Below are 17,142 nucleotides of genomic sequence, written 5' to 3'. Positions count from 1 at the left end.
TCTCACCCACGAAGTCGACGCTGGCGGTGCCGAGCCCGGTTTTGAGTTCTTCGAAGCCGATCAGGACGTGCACCATGGTCCGGTAGCCGCAGGTGCCGGGCTGGTCCGGGCTCGCGATGGCCAGGTCCAGTAGATCTACCCAGGCGTCGCCCTGCCGTTCCCAGACGGTCCGCAGGTCGGCTTGGCCGAATTCGTCGACCGGGCGGGGTTTGGCGTAGGCCTCGATCGCCGCTGCGGTGCGGGCGCCTGCTTCGTCGTCGAGCAGGCCGGTGAGTTTCCAGTACCCGTCTTTACGACGGTGCACTCTCAACTCACGGCGAGGCTGGACGGGTTCGGGATCCTTCGGCTCAGCACCATCGGGGTCCAGCCATGCCATCAAACCTGCTTCGGCCTTCGCGATCTGTGAAGGACCTCCATCGCGAGCGAGATCGGCGAGAATCTTTTCGGCGGCGTCACGGTTTTCGACCGTGACATGACCGGGGATCTTCTTCAGCACTCCGATGATCTGGTCGATGTGCTGTTCCCCGACAGCGCCTTCCGCCGCCGCGACAGCCGTCGTAGGTGCCAACGCTGGAACCTCGGTGCCGTCGAGTGCGCGGGTCGGGTTCAACGCTACCGCGCGATCCACGAGCTTCTTCGCCTCAGCCGGAGAAATCCGCGCGACATCAGCAAGCCACATTTTCGTATTGGCATACCCGTACAAGTCTTTCGCACCCCGAGACTCGATCTCCGCAAGATAGATGCCCAACACGGCGGACGCGGCACGCATCAGCGTCAACGCCTCAGTCGCTCCGTGGGCAAGCTCCAACTTCCCGGCACGCCACAACTCCTGCGGGAACTGAGGAAGAACGGAGGTCTCGGACACCCCTCCATAGTACCGCACATGTGTCGAACACGTGTTCGTAATTTTACGTGACTGGCGAATATGCACAAATCACACTATCGGGCCATTATGGTAATTCCGTTGTCACTCTCGCGGACAAGGCTTCTTCTTCGAGTGGCCTGCCGGCCGAGCAACGACAAAGGTGCCGGGAACACCTCGTCCCCGGCACCTTCAGTCCAATCAGGACACTTCGGCTCCACAGGCGAAATCGTGCCGCGGACGCTCGCCGGTGACCAAGAACTTCGTCGCGATGTCGTTGGCGCACCGGTTGTCCTTGAACAGGTACGCCAGGTGCCCACCCTGATCGGCGGTGACCATCCTGGCGCGGTCACCAAAGGCTTCACGCAGCTTCCGGGCACCCGCCAGCGGTGTCGCCGGGTCGCGGAGGTTCTGCACGATCAGCACGTTCGACGGACCCCGGTCGGTGATCTTCACCGGCGGTTCCACCGGTTCGGACGGCCAGAACGCGCACGGCGTGATGCCGGCCCCGGCCGCGCCGAACATCGGGTGGCGGAGCCGGTCGATCGCGACGTTGCGCCGGTAGGTCCCGACGGCTTCGGGCCAGTCGGAGTCGTTGCAGATCACGTGCAGCTGGCTGGTCAGGTAGTTGTCCGCCGGGATGTCGGCCCGCCCGGACGACTGGTCGGAAGCGGTCGGCACCGGCTTCCCGGTGTCGAGTGCGCGCCAGGCTTCGGCGAGATGCGGCAGCTTCTTGTCGTAGTAGAGCTCGGCGAACGTGAGCTGGCGGAACACCTGGCCGGTGTAGCCCTCCGGGCTCGGCGTCTTGTCGAGCCGCGCGGCGAGGTCGAAGTACTTGGCCTTCACCTGCGCGGGTGTTCGGCCCAGGCCGTACTCGGGATGGGCGGCGGCGAACTTCGCGAAGTCCGGGAAGCGGTCGTCGACACCCTGGGCGAACATGCGCGAGAACGCGGCGTCCCAGCCGCCGGGGCCGGTCGCGCTGTCGATCAGGAAGCGGTCGCTCCGTTCCGGGAACAGCGAGGTGTAGACCGAGCCCAGGTAGGTGCCGTAGGAAATGCCGAGGTAGTTCACCTTCTGCTCGCCCAGTGCCTCGCGGACCCGGTCCATGTCGCGGGCGGTGTTGGCCGTGGTGATGTGCGGCAGGAGCGACGCCGTGGCCGACGAGCCGCATTTCGCGGCGACACCGGCGACCCGCTGCGCCTCGCTCGTGACGTCGGCGGAGTTCCGGGCGTACCTCGGGATGTTGCTCGGGTGCTCCGCGAGCGTCAGCCCGCAGGTCACCGGGGTGCTGTTGGCGACGCCGCGCGGGTCCATCCCGATCACGTCGTAGCTGTCCAGCACGTCCTTCGGGATCCCCAGCGTCCGAAGAGTGTCGGGATAGGCCAGTCCCTCCCCGCCGGGGCCGCCGGTGTTGGTCAGCAGGACGCCGCGGCGCTTCTCCGGATTGGTGCTCGCCAGGCGTGAGATCGCGATCTCGATCGTCTTCCCGCCGGGGTCGCGGTAATCCAGGGGGACGTCGAGAGTGCCGCACTCGAGCCCGGGTTTGGTGGCTTCCGCCGGGCACGGTCCCCATTTCACCGGGGTCGCGGCCGACGCCACCGCCGGGGTCGACGCTGTGATCAGGGCGGCGGAGAAAACGAGCAGAACGGCCTTACGCATCTTTACTCCTCCAGAGAATCGGTCGGTCCACATCGGACGAGCTCACCGGCGCGGTTCCCAGCGGAAGAGCCGGGTGGCCAGGACGACGGCGACGATGACCCAGGCCAGGGTCGGCGCGAGCAGGAGCAGCGAGTCGGTCACGGCGACGCCGCCGTTCCAGGCGTTGACGACGAGCTCGGTGGCCGAACCCCCGGGCAGCAGGCGCTTGAGCAGGGTGAGGTCCTCGGTGCCGGAGATGCCGACCCAGCTGGCCACGGCGATGACGCCGAGGCTGACCGGCAGCGTGGTGACCTGGGCGTGCTCCGGAGAGTTGGTGAGCCCCGCGGTGGCCAGGCCCAGGCCGACCATCATGGCGACGGTGGCGACGACGGCCAGCACGAGCAGCCCGATGTTGGACGGCATACCGGTGACCGAGCCCAGCACGGTCAGGATCACGGCCACCTGGATCAGCGCGATGATCGTGACCGGCAGCACCAGCCCGGTCAGGATGCCGGCGTCACCGGCCGCGGTGGAGCGCAGCCGCTTGAGGAACAGGTTCTGCCGTCGCGAGGCCAGTGTGGTCACCGAGCTGGCGTAGAGCCCGAAGCCGCACACGGTGAACATGACGATCGCCGCGATGTAGCCGAGACTGGCGATCTTGGCGAAAATCTCGTGCTGGTAGAGGAAGAACGCGCTGACGGCGACGGGCATCACGAAACTGGTGATCAGCACCGAGCGGTTCCGGAAGATCTGGATCAGTTCACTGTAAGCGATGGAAAGCATGGCTGAAGTCCTTTGTGGAGGGATGGCCTAGTCGTTGTCGATGGCGCGAAAGACGTCGTCGAGCCGGGTCGGTCCCGCCTCGAGGTCCCGCAGTTCCACCGCGTTGTCCTGCGCCCAGCGCAACAGGGTGTGCAGGTCCTTCTGCAGGCCGAAGGTCTCGATGACGAACTTTCCGTCGTTCTCGCGCCTGCCCTGCAACGGCAGCGCCGGAGCCGAAGGCGGAAGAGCGAACCGGATCACGGCCGGCAGCGTCCGGGTCAGTTCAGAGACCGTCCCCTCCTGGTGGAAGGTTCCCCGGTGCATCAGGCCGATGCGATCGGCGCGCTGTTGGGCCTCTTCCAGGTAGTGCGTGGTGAGCACGATCGTCGAGCCGTCTTCACGCAGCTTGTCCACCGCGTCCCACAGCGCGTCCCGCGACTGGATGTCCAGACCGGTCGTCGGCTCGTCCAGGAACACCAGTTCCGGCGTGCCGTACACCGCGGTGGCGAAGTCCAGCCGGCGCTTCTCTCCGCCGGAAAGCTGCGACACTTTCGTGTTCGCCTTGCGGGTCAGGTCCGCGATGCCGAGTACTCGTTCGACCCGGTCCGTGCGCTGGGTCAGCTTCCCGATCAGCCGGACCGACTCCTTCACCGTCAGATCCGGTGAGAACCCGCTCTCCTGCAACATGATGCCCATTTTGGGTCGCACGACGGCCCGGTCCCGCGGGCTCTTCCCCAGGACCCGCACCGTGCCAGACGTCGGCGTGCGATGGCCCTCGATGGTCTCCAAGGTCGAGGTCTTGCCTGCCCCGTTCGTGCCCAGCAGGGCGTAGAACTCGCCCTTCTGTACCTGAAAGGACAGATCCTTCACTGCGTGGAAGTCGCCGTACTTGAGGTTCAGGCGGTCAACGTCGATCGCTGGTGTCGAAGTCATACCTAGATCTCAACGGCCCGAGCGCGCTACTGCCAGTGCGACCACGTCATCGTTCGCCCATGACATTCCTTGGGGTGAACATATGACGTGGTGTCACTGTTGCTCGCCACGGCAGGGGGACGATACTGGGCAGATGTCTGATGTGGACGCCGAGCCGGCGCAGGTGCAGCTGCGCAAACTCAACGTCACCATGTTCTTCCCCGTGCTCCTCGTCGGCGGCGCGGTGGTGGTCGTGGTGAACGCCACGACCTGGTGGCAGGCGGTCGTCCTGTCCATGGGGGTATTGGCGGCCGCGGTGGCCTTCCTGCGGTGGGCGGCCGGAGACGTCCTCCGGGTCGCGCTCCCGTGCATCGTCGTGGCGGCGGCCGTGTGGCCCTTTTCGGTCCTGGTGGCCGACGGCGCGTCGGGATTCTTCGGGATCCTTTGTGTCGGTTCCTTCGTCGTCCCTCAGCTGCCGCGCTTCCGGCGCGTGGCCGTCGTCGCGCTTCCCTTGTACGTCGCGGCGGTGGGCGCGACGAGGTTGCTGATGCCGTATGAAGACATGTCCGAAGTGCTGTTCAAGTTCATCTTCGTGCCGACGGCGATCACCGCGGTCGTCCTGGGACTCATGTTTCCCAACAAGGGGTTCTACGACGTCGTCGCGGAACTCGAGGAGTCCCGGGAGCGGGACGCCGAGCTGGCGGTCATCCGGGAGCGGGTGAGGTTCGCCAGTGATCTGCACGATATCCAGGGCCACACCCTCCACGTGGTGAAGCTGAAAACCGCGCTGGCGCAGAAACTGGTGGACATCGACAGCGAACAGGCCAAGCAGGAGCTGCGGGAGATCCACGCGCTGGTCAGCGACACCATCACCCAGACCAAGGAACTCGCCTACGCCCAGCGGCGGCTCAACCTCTCCGCCGAACTGGAGAACGCGAGGAATCTGTTCGAGGCCGCGGGAATCCACGTGCGCATCAACCGCGAGGCGGACGTCGACCCGGGCGCCGGGCAACTGCTCGGCCAGGTTCTGCGCGAGACCACGACCAACATCCTGCGCCACGCGCAGGCCACCCGGGTGCGGATCACCTTGTCGCAGCGGAGTATCACCGTGGTCAACGACGGCGCGCAGGAAGGGCCGTTACCCGAACTGCGGGGGCTGGCCGCCCTCGAACAACGGGTCGTCGCGGACGGCGGCGAACTGAAGGTCGAGCAGGAGAACGGGCGGTTCGTGACAGCCGCGACCTTGCCGCACCGAGTTCCGGAAGCACAGGGGGAGAAGCGATGACCACCGTGGTGCTCGCCGACGACGAAGCCCTGCTCCGCAAGGCAATGGCCGCGCTGCTCCCGCTCGAAGGCGAGATCACCGTGCTCGCCGAAGCGGAAAACGGCGAGGAGGCCATCGAGGCCACGCTGCGACACGAGCCCGACGTCCTGGTCATCGACCTCGAGATGCCCGGCGTGGACGGACTCGGCGCCGTCGCGGAGATCCGCCGCACCCGGCCGAACCAGGTCATCCTCATGCTGACGCGGCACGCCAAACCCGGGGTGCTCCGCAAGGCCCTCAAACTCGGTGTCCAGGGTTTCGTCAGCAAGTCGGCCGAACCCTCGCATATCACCAGGGTCATTTCCGTGCTGCACCAAGGCAAACGCTGGATCGACCCGGACGTCTCCGCGCTCGCCGTCGTCGACGACTGCCCGCTCACCGATCGCGAACTCGACGTGCTGCGGGTGACCGGGGAGGGCTATTCCGTCGCCGACATCGCCACCCAGCTTCATCTCGCGCAGGGCACGGTCCGCAATTACCTCTCCAACGCCATGCAGAAGACCCAGACCCAGACCCGGCACGAAGCCGCCCGGTACGCGCGCGAGCACGATTGGCTGTAAGGCGTTTGGTGCCGGGGTCGGCCCGGGAACCTACGTCAACGGGATCCTCGCCGACTCCGAGTGAGAATCCTGGTGCCGGGAGCGAGCAGCCGGCTCGCGCTGAGCCCGAACATGGTCCGGAAGCTGTCGCTGAAGTGGGCCGGCGAGGCGAACCCGGCGTCGGAGGCGGCGGTGGTCAGGTTCTTGCCACCGGCGACGGCGTCCGCGACATGGAGCATGCGCGCCCAGGAGCGGTAGCGGCGGAAACTGGTGCCGGTGTGGCTGGTGAACAAGTGCTGGAAGCGGGACGGCGACAGGTTCACCGCCCGGGCCACGTCCGCCGCGCCGAGGCGGCCGCCGGGATCTTGGCGCAGCAGGGCCAGGGCCGTCCGGATTCGCTCATCGCGTGGGTCGGCAGGGTCGTCGGCGAGGCCGAGCAAGGACAACGGATCGGCTGCCCCGACGGTCTGGAGCCGGGTCGCCAGAGCAAGCTCGTCGGGGTGTCCATAGTGGATGGCCGAACCGGTCATGAGCCTGCTCATGCGTGCCACCCAGGGTGAACCTGGGTCGACGTAGGCGAACAGGACACGTCCCGTCTCCGCGACGAGCCGATGCCGCGTGCGTGCTGGGATCAAGGCACTGCGGACATCCCGTACCGCATCGGTTCCACTGTGGACGGTGAAGGGTGCGTCGATGCCCAAAGCGAAGCAGGACACGGCGCCGGAGTGTTCGCCCAGCTTCAGTGACGGCCCCACGTAGACGGCGCGACCGTGCCGGATCCACACCGTGGCACAGCATGTTTCCGGAAGCGCCGCGTCGGTCATGGCAGCATGATCACATATATGCAGCACAGAACGCAGAGGCGTGGCGAATGAATACCGTCGTGACGCTTGCCGTCGGCGTGTTCTTCCTCGCCATGGGGTCGTACGCGCTCGCCGCTCCGTCGGCGCTCATCCGTCCGTTCCGCATGACCGCGGATTCACCCGAGAGCCGCTCCGAGATCCGGGCCGTTTACGGCGGTTTCGGCATCGCCATCGCCGCCGCGCTCACTCTCGCGGTGCTGCACGACGGCGATTTCCGGCGGGGTGTGGTGACGACCGTCGCGCTCGCGCTCGCCGGTATGGCGGCGGGCCGGGTGCTGTCCCGCCTGCTCGACCAGCGCACCGGCTTCTACCCGGTCTGGTTCTATTGCGGCGTCGAAGCCGTGGCTGCCGGAGCGCTCTTCGCCGTCGCGTGAGCGGCTACTTCATGGTGGCGAGCTGGATCAGATTGCCGCAGGTGTCGTCGAAGACGGCGGTGACCACCGGACCCAGGTCGACGGCGTCCTGGGTGAACTCGACGCCCAGGCCCTTGAGCCGCTCGACCTCGGCGTAGACGTCGTCGACGGCGAACTGGGTGAACGGGATACCGTCGCCGACCAGGGCCTTCTTGAACGGTCCCGCCGCCGGGTGGCCGTCCGGTTCCAGCAGCAGCTCGACGCCGTCCGGGTTGGCGGGGGAGACCACGGTGAGCCAGCGGGCCTCGCCGGTGGGCACGTCGTGTTTCTTGAGGAAGCCCAGCTTCTCGGTGTAGAAGGCCAGCGCCTTGGCCTGGTCGTCGACGAACACGCTGGTGATGTTGATGCGGATCATGGTGTCGGGTCCTCTCGCTCGCTGGGCCACCGTTCGGCGATCGAGCGCAGCGGGCTCGTGTCGATGTGGTGGAACTTGTACCGGCCCTGCCGCCGGGTGTGCACCAGACCGGCCTGTTCGAGGACCGCGAGGTGCTGCGAAATGGCCTGGCGTGAGGAAGCCAGGCCGTGCTTCATCGTCAGCCGGCCACAGATCTCGAACAGCGTCTGACCGTCTCTCTCGGTCAGCTCGTCCAGGATGGTGCGTCGCGTCGCGTCGCCGAGGGCCTTGAACAGGTCGGTGTCCGCGTCCACGACCACAGTTATATGCAAGTGACCGCTTGCCTGTCAAGCGAGAGTGGTTCAGGCGTTCCTGGTCTGGCGCTCGCGCAGGGCGGCCAGGGCCTTGTCGGCGTGCACGGTGAACTTCAGTTCGCTCTTGACGATCTCGAGCACCTTGCGGTCGGTGTCGATCACGAACGTGTGCCGTTTGGCGTGCAGGGGGTTGAACCTGCGCCACACGCCGAACTGCTTGGCGACCTCGCCGTCCACATCGGACAGTAGCGGATAGTCGAAGCCGTGCATCGAGGAGAATTCACGCTGCTTGGTGACGCCGTCCGGGCTGATCCCGACGCGATGCGCGCCGACCGCGGTGAACTCCGCGGCCAGATCGCGGAAGTGGCAGCTCTCGGCGGTGCATCCGCCGGTCATCGCGGCGGGATAGAAGAACAGCACGACCGGGCCGGACGAGAGGAAGTCCGACAGGGCGCGCTCCTGGCCTTTGTCGTCGGGCAGGGTGAAGTCCGGGGCGATCTCTCCGCGTTCCATACCCGGCTTTCGGATCTGGTCGCGCCGAGGATGGGTCGGGGCGGACGAAGCCCTAGTTGACAAGTCTCATAGAGGACTTGTCTACTAGGGGCATGGTCCTCTCGCGCATCATCCTGGGGTTGCTCGCGCTCGCACCCATGACCGGCTATGACCTCAAGCGCCATTTCGACTCGACCGCGGGTCACTTCTGGGCGGCCGACAAGGCCCAGATCTACCGCACCCTCGCTCAGCTCGTCGCGGACGGATTCGCCGAGGTCGAGACGGTGGCCGGAGCGGGGGCGCCGGATCGGCAGGAGCACCGCGTCACCGCCGCCGGACGGGTGGCCCTCGCCGAGTGGCTGAAGAGCGAGCCGGAGCGCCACGTCGAACGCGACCCGTTCCTCGCCCGGGTGTTCTTCGGCGCCGGACTCGACGATGACGACCTTCGAGCCCTTTTCGCGGGACATCGCGCGGCGGCCGAGGCGCGGCTGGAGCGTTTCGAACGGATCCGGGCCGAGAACCCGGCGTCCGATCGTGGCGCCCGGCTGCGGCTGGCCACGCTGGACAACGGCATCGCGCACCTGCGCACCGAACTGGCTTGGCTCGACGAGGCCGAAAAGGAACTCTCATGAGCGGCCCGGTGGTGCTGCTGCACGGAGGCAACGTCGCGAACTGGATGTGGGAACCGCAGAGGGAGGCGTTCGCCGACCGGACGGTGTTCACCCCCGATCTGCCGGGATTCGGCGAGCGCGTCGCCGAGGTCTGGCCCGGGCTGGACGCGGTGGCCGACGACATCGTGGCGGGTGTGACCGAACAGGGAGTCGACGGCCCGTTCGATATCGTCGGACTTTCGTTGGGTGCCTTGACCGCGTTGCGTGTGCTGGCACGGCATCCCGGCCGGGTGCGCTCGGCGTTCCTCACCAGTGCGCCGGTCCAGCGGGCCGGTGCCGGACTGCGCTTGTACTGCCGGATGCAACTCGCGCTCTGCCACGCGCCATGGTTCTGGCGAGCCCAGGCCGCGGTGTTCGGGATTCCGGAGGACTCCCGGGCCCGCTACGTCGAGCACGGTCTTTCGGTACGCCGCGAGACCGCGGCCGCGATGATCGCCGAGGTGTGCGCGGGTGGCGTGCCCGCGCAGGTGAGCCGGTATTCCGGCCCCCTGCTCGCGACCGCGGGCGAGAAGGATTCCGCTGCCGTACGCCGATCCCTGGCGGAACTCGCCCGGGCCGCGCCTCAGGCCCAGACCCGGCTCGCGCCGGGAGTGCACCACATCTGGAACGTGGAGGACAGCGGCCTGTTCAACGACGTCCTGCGCTCGTGGCTGGACGGGACCGTCGATCGCCGCCTGGTCCCGGTTCCTCAGGGCTGAGCGGTACGCGGTCTGGCCGGCGCAGAGCGGCCGCCGACAGCAGTCCGAACACCAGGACGCAGACCGGCAGCCAGAGCGAGACCTTGACCGCGTCCGTCAAGCCGTTCTGGACGACTTGAGCGGTGAGGTGCCGGAACTGCTCGGCGATCCCCGGAGGCAGGCCGACGGGGAGTTCGGGAGTGGTGCCCCCGAACTCGGTGGCGCCGTCCGCTCCGGTGAAGCCGTCGACGAAGCGTTGCCGGAATTCGACGGGCAACGCGAGCGCCGTTTCGTTCGCCCGGCTGATCAGCGACGCGCCGATCTGGGCCTGCAGCAGGACACCGACGGCCGCACTTCCGAGTACGCCGCCGACCTGTCTGGCCGTGTTGAAGATGCCCGACGCGGTGCCGACCAGGGTGCGGTCGACCGCGTTGAGGGTCACGTTGCTCAGCGGGGAGAAGATGAACCCGATGCCGAGGCCGCACAGCACCAGCCACGGGATCAAAGCCGACGGCGAGCCTGCCGGGGTGACCACCAGCGCGAGGGCGCCGATGCCCGAGCACAGCGCCAGCAGCCCGAACATCAGCAGGTACCGCGGGTTCATCCGGTCCGACAACCGGCCGGCGAACGGTGCGACGGTGCCGGACGTCAGCGCCATCGGCGCGATGAGCAGGCCGGCGTGAGTGGGGGAAAGCCCGAGTACGGACTGGAAATGGATGATCAGCAGAAGCGGCATGCTCGCCATCACGAAGCCGACCGCCACTGCCGACAACGTGCCCGCGGAGAAGTTGCGGTGGGTGAAGATCCGCAACGGAAGCAGGGGCGCGCGCCGGTTGACCCGTTGCCACAGAACGAAACCGCCCAGCAGCAGGACACCGGCGCCGATGATGTCGAAGATCCCGATCCCCGAGCCGACCGTGCCCCACGCGTAGTGCTGTCCATTTTGGATTCCGAAGACGACGCAGAAGATACCGGCCCCGGAGAGCAGGATGCCGGGGACGTCGAACCGGTGGGAATTCCGCGGTTGCCAGTCGGGGACGAGGAACACGGTGAGCACCAGCGCGATCAGCCCCACCGGCACGTTCACGAAGAAGATCCATTCCCAGCCGAACCGGTCGACGAGCACCCCGCCGGCGACCGGGCCGGTGATCATCGCCAGCCCCGCGACACTTCCCCAGGCGCCCATCGCCGGGCCGCGTTTGTCGGGCGGGAACAGATGCGTGATGAAGGCCGTCGTCTGCGGGGTCATCAGGGCGGCGCCGAAGCCCTGCAGCGCGCGGGCGGCGATCAGCATCTCCACACTGCCGGACAGCCCGCACCACAGTGACGCCCCGGTGAACACCGCCAGCCCGGCGACGAAGACGCGTTTCGGCCCGACGCGGTCTCCCAGCCTGCCGGCGGACAGGATCGGTACGGCGTAGGCGAGCAGGTACACGCTGGTCACCCAGATCACCGCGTTCAGCCCGGTGCCGAGTTCGCGCACCATCGACGGCACCGCGACGTTGACGATGGTCATGTCCAGCATGACCATGAAGAAACCCAGGCACAGTGCGAAAAGCGCGGGCCACGGGCGGATCGGCTTCGTCATGGGGCTTCCTGTTCGCGACGGTCGAAAGGCCTCGGGTGACGAGTGACGTGGGAACCACGCCACTCGTCGACCAGGTGCGTGCTCAGCCCGCGATCGGCAGCAGTTCCAGACCTTCCCGTGGCGCCGCGGCCCGGCCGTTACCCTGATAGGACAGGCCCGCACGACGCAGGACGAGCGGGTCGAGGTGGTTCCGGGTGTCGATGACGGCCCGGCCGCCGAGCCGTGCGGCGATCCTCGGCCAGTCGAGGGCGCGAAACTCCGGCCACTCGGTCAGCACCACGATCGCGTCCGCCCCGTTCGCCGCGTGATAGGCGCTTCCCGCGATCCGCACCCGATCGGTCACGCCCGGCACCGGTGCGTGGACACTCGGGTCGTAGCCGAGCAGTTCGGCACCTTCGGCGGCCAGCCGCTCGGCGACCGCCAGGGCGGGAGAGTCCCGCAGATCGTCCGTCCCGGCCTTGAAGGTCAACCCGAGCAGGCCGATCCGGACACCCGCCAGGTCGCCGCCGACAGCCTTGCGAACCTTGTCCACCACCCGTTCCTGATGCCTGAGGTTGGCCTCGATCGCGGCTCGCAGCAGCGGGAAATCGCTGCCGACGGACTCCGCGGTGCGCACCAGCGCGATGGTGTCCTTCGGCAGGCAGGAACCACCCCAGCCCGGTCCGGGCCGCAGGAACGCGTGCCCGATCCGTACGTCGTGGCCCACGCCGCTGGTCACGTCGTCGATGTTCGCGTCGAGGTACTCGCACAACTCGGCGATGGTGTTCACAAAGGACAGACGGGTCGCCAGATAGCAGTTGGCCGCGTACTTGATCATCTCCGCGCTCGCGGAATCGGTCAGCAGCACGGGTGCGTCGACCTTCCCGTACAGACCGGCGACCCGTTCGGCGGCGGTCCGGTCCTCCCCGGCCACACCGATCACGATCCGGTCGGGATTGAGGAAGTCGTAGACCGCGGATCCTTCGCGCAGGAACTCCGGGTTGGACGCGACCGACACGTCCGCACGATCGAGCAGTTCGCCGACGTGCGTCGCCGTGCCGACCGGAACCGTCGACTTGTTCACCACGACACAGCCTGGCGGCAGCAGATCGCGAAGTTCGGTCACGACGGACTCCAGCATCGTGAGGTCCGCGGCTCCGTCGGCACTCATCGGTGTCGGCACGCACAGGATCACGAATTCGGCTTCGGCGACCGCGGCGCTCGCGCCGAGGACGAACTCCAGCCTGCCGGACGCCAGCCCGTCCACGACCAGTTCGCAGATCCCTGGCTCCCGGATGGTCGCCTCGCCGCGGCCCAGCGCGTTCACCTTCTCCTGGTCGACATCCGCGCAGACGACCCGATGTCCCAGTGACGCAAGGCATACGGCCGTGGTCAGCCCGACATAACCCGCGCCGATCACGGCGACAGTGGAACCGAACATTTCCTTCATCCCCTCACCCCTCCTATTCGATGATCTCGGATTCAGCGGTCGCGGTTCACTCGCCGTGGGGCAGCGCCCGAATTCCCTGATACGGGGTTTCCTTGCCCAGGTAGTCCACCGTCTCGAACAGGCCGACCGCGCCCATGGGGAAGCGGGCACCCGCTTCGGCGACGAAGACACACGGGAGGATCTGCTTACGTTCCGTGGCGGCCGCCTGGTCGCTCTTGCGAATGTGCTTGTGCGTGTGGATCAGAATGGGCATGTACCCGCCGCCGAGGAAGGATCCCTCCTGCAGGATCGCCCCGCCGACGCAGTCGATCACCAATCCCTTGCCGAGGATGGCGTCCCGGCCCTGGTAGTAGTAGGACGGCGTGGCGAGCGTGCCGTGTTCCACGTGGAAGACGGCGGCGGCGAGACCGATGATCGAGCGGCCGCCGGTCCGCAGCACCGAGCGGTAGAAATCGACCAGGATCGGCCGCACGGTCGCGTCCGGAAGTTTGAACTCCGGGCACATCATCACGATCCGCATCAATTCCGCGAGCGTGAGATCGGTGCCGTTCTCTCCGGGGAATTCCTGGTCCCAGGGCACCAGGTAGTCCGACGGCGAGACCATGGTCGTCCCGGCGTCGGAGACGATCAGCCGTTCCGCTTCCGACGCCGGAGCCGTCCGGGCACCGTTCCCGAGGATCCGCCCGGCGAGCAGCCAGCGGCTCTCCAGGGTCTTCGCCCTGCTGGCCGCGATCACGATGTTGAGCCTGCCGGTGACCGTGTCCGGAATGTCGAAGAGATGATCGATACCGTCGGTGGGGACGGCGATCTTCGCTTCCAGCGTACGAGCCGGCAGTGGCTCGAACGACTCCACGACCTGCTTGAGGGAGTCGGTGAACTCACCGGCGCCGATCTCGGCGAGTCGTTCCGCGGCCAGCGCTCGATAGTCGAACGGGATGGACGTCGAGGTGGACAGCACGACGTCGGCGAGCAGGGCGCGGTACCGGTCGTCGTCCAGCGACGCCGCGGCGATTTCCAAGGACAGGTAAGGGGAATCGGTGCCACGTCCGTGGATCCAGCTCGCGGTGAAAGGAGGTTCGAAGCGGCAGGCCTGCGAGAACGACGCGAACGAGGTGTCGTCGGTCTTGATCTGGCCGCTGATCCGGGTCAGGGCCGATTCCCGGTCCACGACTTCGCCCAGCATGTCGGCGGCGGGTCGCAGCAGCGTCGAAAAGTCCTGAATGGTCTGGGTCATGCTTCACTCCCGATTCGTGTGAGATTTTCTTCGGTTGCCAGCGCCGCCATGAACCGGTGCTCGGCGAGGCGTATCGACACGGTGTCTTCCTCGGTGCGGTGCAACAGGTTCAACTGGGTCAGGAGCGCCTCCTTGAAATGGTTTCCGGACACGGTGAAATGACGACTCGAAGTCGCATCCCGGAGGTGGACGGCGTGGATGTTCTTGTAGTCGGTATCCGTGCCGTAGAACGGTTCGAAGACCAGGGTGACGTGTTTGCCGGAGTCGAGTTCCACGTCGGCGAAGCGATACCGGAGATCGACCCCGTAGGGCACGGTCGAGGGTTCGAGGTAGTCCGTCACCACGGTGTCGGAGAACGCGAAGCCGGCCAGGCCGGCGAAGGCGATGGCCCCCAGGGAGGACGTGTACAGCTCGATTTCCGGCAGGCCCGCGGCCACGGTCCGCACGCGGAGTTCCGCCGTCAGCGACGTCGGCGTGGTGTTCAGGTAGCGCTGATACCGGTCGGCGGGAAGGACCGAGCGGAGAATGCTCAGCATGTGGAAATATTCGTAGCCCGCTTCGCCGTATTGCGTGTCGACGAATCTGCCGTTGGCGACGTCGAGTTCCCGGTTCTTGGTGAACTCGATGGTGATCCTCTTGATCGGATCGAGCGCGCTGTGCTCTCGTACGGACTCCGCGAAGCGCCGCACGGCTTCGCTGTGCCCGTAGACGTCATTGACGATGATCCGGGCCCGGGGATGCCGCCGGATCGTCCGGAGGAGAGCGTCGAGCTCGCCCGGAGAGCAGGCCGGCTTTTCCAGCAGGATGCGGGCATCGGGCCGGCACCGCAGGATCTCGTCGACCACGGAAAGATGCGTCGCCGTCGGTGTGGCGACCACCCAGGCGTCGACCCGCGACGGGTCGGGCACCCGCGCCACCCGGTCCCAGTCCGCACCGCTCCGGCGGTCCACTGTGGTGATCCGGTGGCCCGCTTGCCCGAAACAGGCCGCATGGTGCGAACCGATCTTGCCGAGACCGACGATCACGATCGTCTGTTCCTTCGGCGCCGTTTCCTTCAGTGACGTTTCATTCAGCGACGTTGCCGACACGGCTCGCCTCCCTCGTCCGAAGGGCGTGGGAGGCGGCGGACGTTCCCGCCGCGCGGCCCAGCACGGCACCGGCCATCAGCCCGGTGCCGCCCGGATACCCGTGGTCGTAAAGGCCGCCGACGATCACGCCTGCCGCGTACAGCCCGCTGATCGGTTCGCCTCCGCCGAGCACTTCGGCCTGGGTGGTCACGGACAGTCCGCCGTAGGTGAAGGTCAGGCCGCAGACCACCGGTACGAACAGGAAAGGAGGTGTGTCGAGGCGTTTGGGGGTGCGCTGGGCGCCTCGTTCGGCGGGCAGGGATTCGGTGCCCTCCTGGTTCAGCCGCTGGATTTCGGCCGTCAGATTCCCGGCGTCGATGCCGAGCCGGCTCGCGCCTTCCTCGAGGGACCCGGCCGTCACCGAGGCGGGGTCGTCGAGGTAACCGTCCGGAAGCACTCCGCTCCGGACGACCTTGTCGTCGAAGATCTGAAAGGCGACCCTGCCCGGCTGGTCCTGGATCTTCTGCCCCAGCGTGACGTAGGTCAGGTTGCTGTAGTCGGCGGATTCGTCGAAGAAGCGGTTCCCCTTCCGGTTGACGACGATCCCCCAGGGATAGGCGTAGCGCGTCAAACCGTGGGATTTGTGCATCTGCCCGGGCACCATGAAGTCGGGCAGCTCGATCCCCTGCGGGGTGGTGTGGCACTTCTCCCAGTTGCCGGCGACGTCGGCGCCGAGTCCGATGGCCGCCGTCAACGGAGCACCCTCGTTGAACGGCACTCCTCGTAACTTCACGTCACGCCACTGTTCCCCGAGGTGATGTTCACGAAGCCGCGGGTTCGCTTCGAAACCGGCCGACGCCAGCACCAGAGCGTCTGCGGAGACAGGGAAGGTGGCGCCCTGCCCCTCGAGCAGGTACCGGCCGCTCGCCGTCCTTTCGATACCCGTGACCACGCTGCCGTAGTGGACTGTCCCGCCGAGCCGTTCGAACTCGGCGAAGTTCCGGTTCTGCAGACCCTCACCGCCACCGTCGAGGACGATCGGGACATCGCCGGGAAGCGGCTTCCGCCTCGGCGCCCAACGCTGGCCGAAGTCGCGCATCCAGCGAATCGTGGCGGTGGAACGGTGGACGATCGACGCGATGAGCGTGGTGTCCACCTGGGTGCCGCAGACCCGCGACCAGTCGTCGAGATACTGCTGATCCGAATAGCTCGACCGGCCGGCCAGGATGTCGCCGACCTGTCCCTTGTGGGCCTCTCCCAGCAGGCCGGTGATGAACTGTTCTCCCTGCCAGGAGAACCGCATGGTCCTGGTCAGTGAACTGTTGCCGCCGCGGAGTTCCCTCGGGGCGGCTTCGAGGACGGCGACCGAGGTCGCTCCGGCCTGTAAGGCGGCTATCCCCGCACAGAGCCCCGCGTTGCCCGCTCCGACGATGACGACCTGCCAGTCGTCCACGCCACTTTTCCCGCTGTGCATTGAAGACGCTCCTACAGTCCGATGAAGGTCAAGGTTGATCGAGCCCGGGTTTCCGGGAGGTTTCGGCGGTTGCGGGCATGACCGAGCCCGGCTTCGCCGTTGTCGTGCTCAGCCGACGTTGGCAAAGCCGATCTGGTGGTCAGGGAGAGCCGGCGCCGGTCTCAAGGCCGGAGATTCCGGCCGATGCATTCCGGTGTGAACCCGCCGTTTCCGGCGGGTTCGTCGCCGTCTCGAACAATGAACCCCTCGATGTTTCCCGATTGCTCAATTTCGAGGTCTTGGTGCCCCCAAGCCGGGTTCCAGCGTGGTCCGCGTGGAACCAACAGCGGTCACTCTGGCTCCCTGGCCAGCGCAGGGACAAGCCCTAGCCCTGTTCGGGCTAGTTCGAAACACGTCTCACGGCAGCCGAACAGCGCATTCTGACGCCGCCTCTTAGCGGTATCGCGGATAAGACCGTCTCAGTCAATCTAGAATTATGATCAATGAAGAGGGGGGCGACTTTGCGGAGTCGTCGAATTTAGTCACGCCGCCATCTCCACCCGCTACTCC

Annotated in this window: 18 protein-coding genes; 5 read left to right on the top strand and 13 right to left on the bottom strand. The window is 66.9% G+C overall.

The features are described from left to right. The 4 genes from ACLJRL_RS37930 to ACLJRL_RS37915 all read right to left on the bottom strand — a co-directional run. The coding region (locus tag ACLJRL_RS37930; protein WP_410661225.1) for a DUF222 domain-containing protein at positions 1–865 on the bottom strand (865 nt) is incomplete at its 3' end. A 198-nt stretch (positions 866–1,063) separates the two neighbouring features. Then, on the bottom strand, positions 1,064–2,521 hold the full coding sequence (locus ACLJRL_RS37925) for an alpha/beta hydrolase (protein WP_410661216.1): 1,458 nt from the start codon (positions 2,519–2,521) through the stop codon (positions 1,064–1,066). 42 nt (positions 2,522–2,563) lie between these two features. Then, positions 2,564–3,283, bottom strand: a complete 720-nt coding sequence (locus ACLJRL_RS37920) for an ABC transporter permease (protein ID WP_410661215.1) — start codon at positions 3,281–3,283, stop codon at positions 2,564–2,566. 27 nt (positions 3,284–3,310) lie between these two features. After that, the gene (locus ACLJRL_RS37915) at positions 3,311–4,195 is read right to left on the bottom strand and encodes an ABC transporter ATP-binding protein (RefSeq protein WP_410661214.1); all 885 of its coding nucleotides are present in this window, start codon (positions 4,193–4,195) and stop codon (positions 3,311–3,313) included. A gap of 142 nt (positions 4,196–4,337) precedes the next feature. Here ACLJRL_RS37915 and ACLJRL_RS37910 point away from each other — a divergent pair, with 142 nt between their 5' ends. Next, positions 4,338–5,459 carry a sensor histidine kinase gene (locus tag ACLJRL_RS37910; RefSeq protein WP_410661224.1) on the top strand — a complete coding sequence of 374 codons (1,122 nt, stop codon included), beginning with the start codon at positions 4,338–4,340 and terminating at the stop codon, positions 5,457–5,459. Further along, entirely contained in the window at positions 5,456–6,058 is a 603-nt protein-coding gene (locus ACLJRL_RS37905; protein ID WP_410661213.1) for a DNA-binding response regulator, read from the top strand. The genes ACLJRL_RS37910 and ACLJRL_RS37905 overlap by 4 nt, the downstream gene beginning before the upstream one ends. 35 nt (positions 6,059–6,093) lie before the next feature. Here the strand turns inward: ACLJRL_RS37905 and ACLJRL_RS37900 are convergent, their stop codons facing one another. Then, positions 6,094–6,861 (bottom strand): helix-turn-helix domain-containing protein, encoded by a 768-nt coding sequence (locus tag ACLJRL_RS37900; protein WP_410661212.1) that lies wholly within the window; start codon positions 6,859–6,861, stop codon positions 6,094–6,096. A gap of 47 nt (positions 6,862–6,908) precedes the next feature. Here ACLJRL_RS37900 and ACLJRL_RS37895 point away from each other — a divergent pair, with 47 nt between their 5' ends. Further along, a complete protein-coding gene (locus tag ACLJRL_RS37895) occupies positions 6,909–7,274 on the top strand; it encodes a DUF4345 domain-containing protein (protein ID WP_410661211.1) in 366 nt (121 codons plus the stop codon). Between the two features lie 4 nt (positions 7,275–7,278). Here ACLJRL_RS37895 and ACLJRL_RS37890 read toward each other — a convergent pair whose 3' ends face one another. The 3 genes from ACLJRL_RS37890 to ACLJRL_RS37880 are packed head-to-tail and all read right to left on the bottom strand — an operon-like array spanning position 7,279 to position 8,474. Next, positions 7,279–7,668, bottom strand: a complete 390-nt coding sequence (locus tag ACLJRL_RS37890; protein WP_410661210.1) for a VOC family protein — start codon at positions 7,666–7,668, stop codon at positions 7,279–7,281. Further along, a complete protein-coding gene (locus ACLJRL_RS37885) occupies positions 7,665–7,961 on the bottom strand; it encodes an ArsR/SmtB family transcription factor (protein WP_410661209.1) in 297 nt (98 codons plus the stop codon). Before ACLJRL_RS37885 ends, ACLJRL_RS37890 begins: the two co-directional genes overlap by 4 nt. A 48-nt stretch (positions 7,962–8,009) precedes the next feature. Continuing rightward, positions 8,010–8,474: a peroxiredoxin gene (locus ACLJRL_RS37880; RefSeq protein ID WP_410661208.1), complete on the bottom strand. Its 465-nt coding sequence runs from the start codon at positions 8,472–8,474 to the stop codon at positions 8,010–8,012. Positions 8,475–8,566: 92 nt separating this feature from the next. On the opposite strand from ACLJRL_RS37880, the gene ACLJRL_RS37875 reads away from it, so the two are divergent. Then, positions 8,567–9,085: a PadR family transcriptional regulator gene (locus ACLJRL_RS37875; protein WP_410661207.1), complete on the top strand. Its 519-nt coding sequence runs from the start codon at positions 8,567–8,569 to the stop codon at positions 9,083–9,085. Beyond that, on the top strand, positions 9,082–9,822 hold the full coding sequence (locus ACLJRL_RS37870; RefSeq protein ID WP_410661206.1) for an alpha/beta fold hydrolase: 741 nt from the start codon (positions 9,082–9,084) through the stop codon (positions 9,820–9,822). The genes ACLJRL_RS37875 and ACLJRL_RS37870 overlap by 4 nt, the downstream gene beginning before the upstream one ends. On the opposite strand, the gene ACLJRL_RS37865 is transcribed toward ACLJRL_RS37870, so the two are convergent. The 5 genes from ACLJRL_RS37865 to tcuA all read right to left on the bottom strand — a co-directional run bounded on the left by ACLJRL_RS37865 (position 9,752) and on the right by tcuA (position 16,593). Continuing rightward, entirely contained in the window at positions 9,752–11,389 is a 1,638-nt protein-coding gene (locus ACLJRL_RS37865) for an MFS transporter (RefSeq protein ID WP_410661205.1), read from the bottom strand. The genes ACLJRL_RS37870 and ACLJRL_RS37865 overlap by 71 nt on opposite strands. Positions 11,390–11,471: 82 nt before the next feature. Beyond that, positions 11,472–12,809, bottom strand: a complete 1,338-nt coding sequence (locus ACLJRL_RS37860) for a UDP-glucose dehydrogenase family protein (RefSeq protein WP_410661223.1) — start codon at positions 12,807–12,809, stop codon at positions 11,472–11,474. A gap of 55 nt (positions 12,810–12,864) precedes the next feature. Further along, positions 12,865–14,052, bottom strand: coding sequence for a hypothetical protein (locus tag ACLJRL_RS37855; protein ID WP_410661204.1), 1,188 nt, complete (start codon positions 14,050–14,052; stop codon positions 12,865–12,867). Beyond that, positions 14,049–15,140, bottom strand: coding sequence for a hypothetical protein (locus ACLJRL_RS37850; RefSeq protein WP_410661203.1), 1,092 nt, complete (start codon positions 15,138–15,140; stop codon positions 14,049–14,051). Before ACLJRL_RS37850 ends, ACLJRL_RS37855 begins: the two co-directional genes overlap by 4 nt. Continuing rightward, positions 15,118–16,593: an FAD-dependent tricarballylate dehydrogenase TcuA gene (tcuA, locus tag ACLJRL_RS37845; RefSeq protein WP_410661202.1), complete on the bottom strand. Its 1,476-nt coding sequence runs from the start codon at positions 16,591–16,593 to the stop codon at positions 15,118–15,120. Before tcuA ends, ACLJRL_RS37850 begins: the two co-directional genes overlap by 23 nt. Between the last annotated feature and the right edge of the window lie 549 nt (positions 16,594–17,142).

This window comes from Amycolatopsis sp. lyj-112, from assembly GCF_046549055.1.
Classification (GTDB): Bacteria; Actinomycetota; Actinomycetes; order Mycobacteriales; family Pseudonocardiaceae; genus Amycolatopsis.
Note: the sequence above shows the minus strand (reverse complement) of the source record. Positions and strands in the feature narration are given on the sequence as shown.

Coding starts and splice junctions, on each gene's coding strand:
- ACLJRL_RS37890 (WP_410661210.1), bottom strand. CDS start 7,668: ATGATCCGCATCAACATCACCAGCGTGTTCGTCGACGACCAGGCCAAG.
- ACLJRL_RS37925 (WP_410661216.1), bottom strand. CDS start 2,521: ATGCGTAAGGCCGTTCTGCTCGTTTTCTCCGCCGCCCTGATCACAGCG.
- ACLJRL_RS37900 (WP_410661212.1), bottom strand. CDS start 6,861: ATGACCGACGCGGCGCTTCCGGAAACATGCTGTGCCACGGTGTGGATC.
- ACLJRL_RS37895 (WP_410661211.1), top strand. CDS start 6,909: ATGAATACCGTCGTGACGCTTGCCGTCGGCGTGTTCTTCCTCGCCATG.
- ACLJRL_RS37860 (WP_410661223.1), bottom strand. CDS start 12,809: ATGTTCGGTTCCACTGTCGCCGTGATCGGCGCGGGTTATGTCGGGCTG.
- ACLJRL_RS37915 (WP_410661214.1), bottom strand. CDS start 4,195: ATGACTTCGACACCAGCGATCGACGTTGACCGCCTGAACCTCAAGTAC.
- ACLJRL_RS37865 (WP_410661205.1), bottom strand. CDS start 11,389: ATGACGAAGCCGATCCGCCCGTGGCCCGCGCTTTTCGCACTGTGCCTG.
- ACLJRL_RS37880 (WP_410661208.1), bottom strand. CDS start 8,474: ATGGAACGCGGAGAGATCGCCCCGGACTTCACCCTGCCCGACGACAAA.
- ACLJRL_RS37875 (WP_410661207.1), top strand. CDS start 8,567: ATGGTCCTCTCGCGCATCATCCTGGGGTTGCTCGCGCTCGCACCCATG.
- ACLJRL_RS37870 (WP_410661206.1), top strand. CDS start 9,082: ATGAGCGGCCCGGTGGTGCTGCTGCACGGAGGCAACGTCGCGAACTGG.
- tcuA (WP_410661202.1), bottom strand. CDS start 16,593: ATGCACAGCGGGAAAAGTGGCGTGGACGACTGGCAGGTCGTCATCGTC.
- ACLJRL_RS37905 (WP_410661213.1), top strand. CDS start 5,456: ATGACCACCGTGGTGCTCGCCGACGACGAAGCCCTGCTCCGCAAGGCA.
- ACLJRL_RS37855 (WP_410661204.1), bottom strand. CDS start 14,052: ATGACCCAGACCATTCAGGACTTTTCGACGCTGCTGCGACCCGCCGCC.
- ACLJRL_RS37920 (WP_410661215.1), bottom strand. CDS start 3,283: ATGCTTTCCATCGCTTACAGTGAACTGATCCAGATCTTCCGGAACCGC.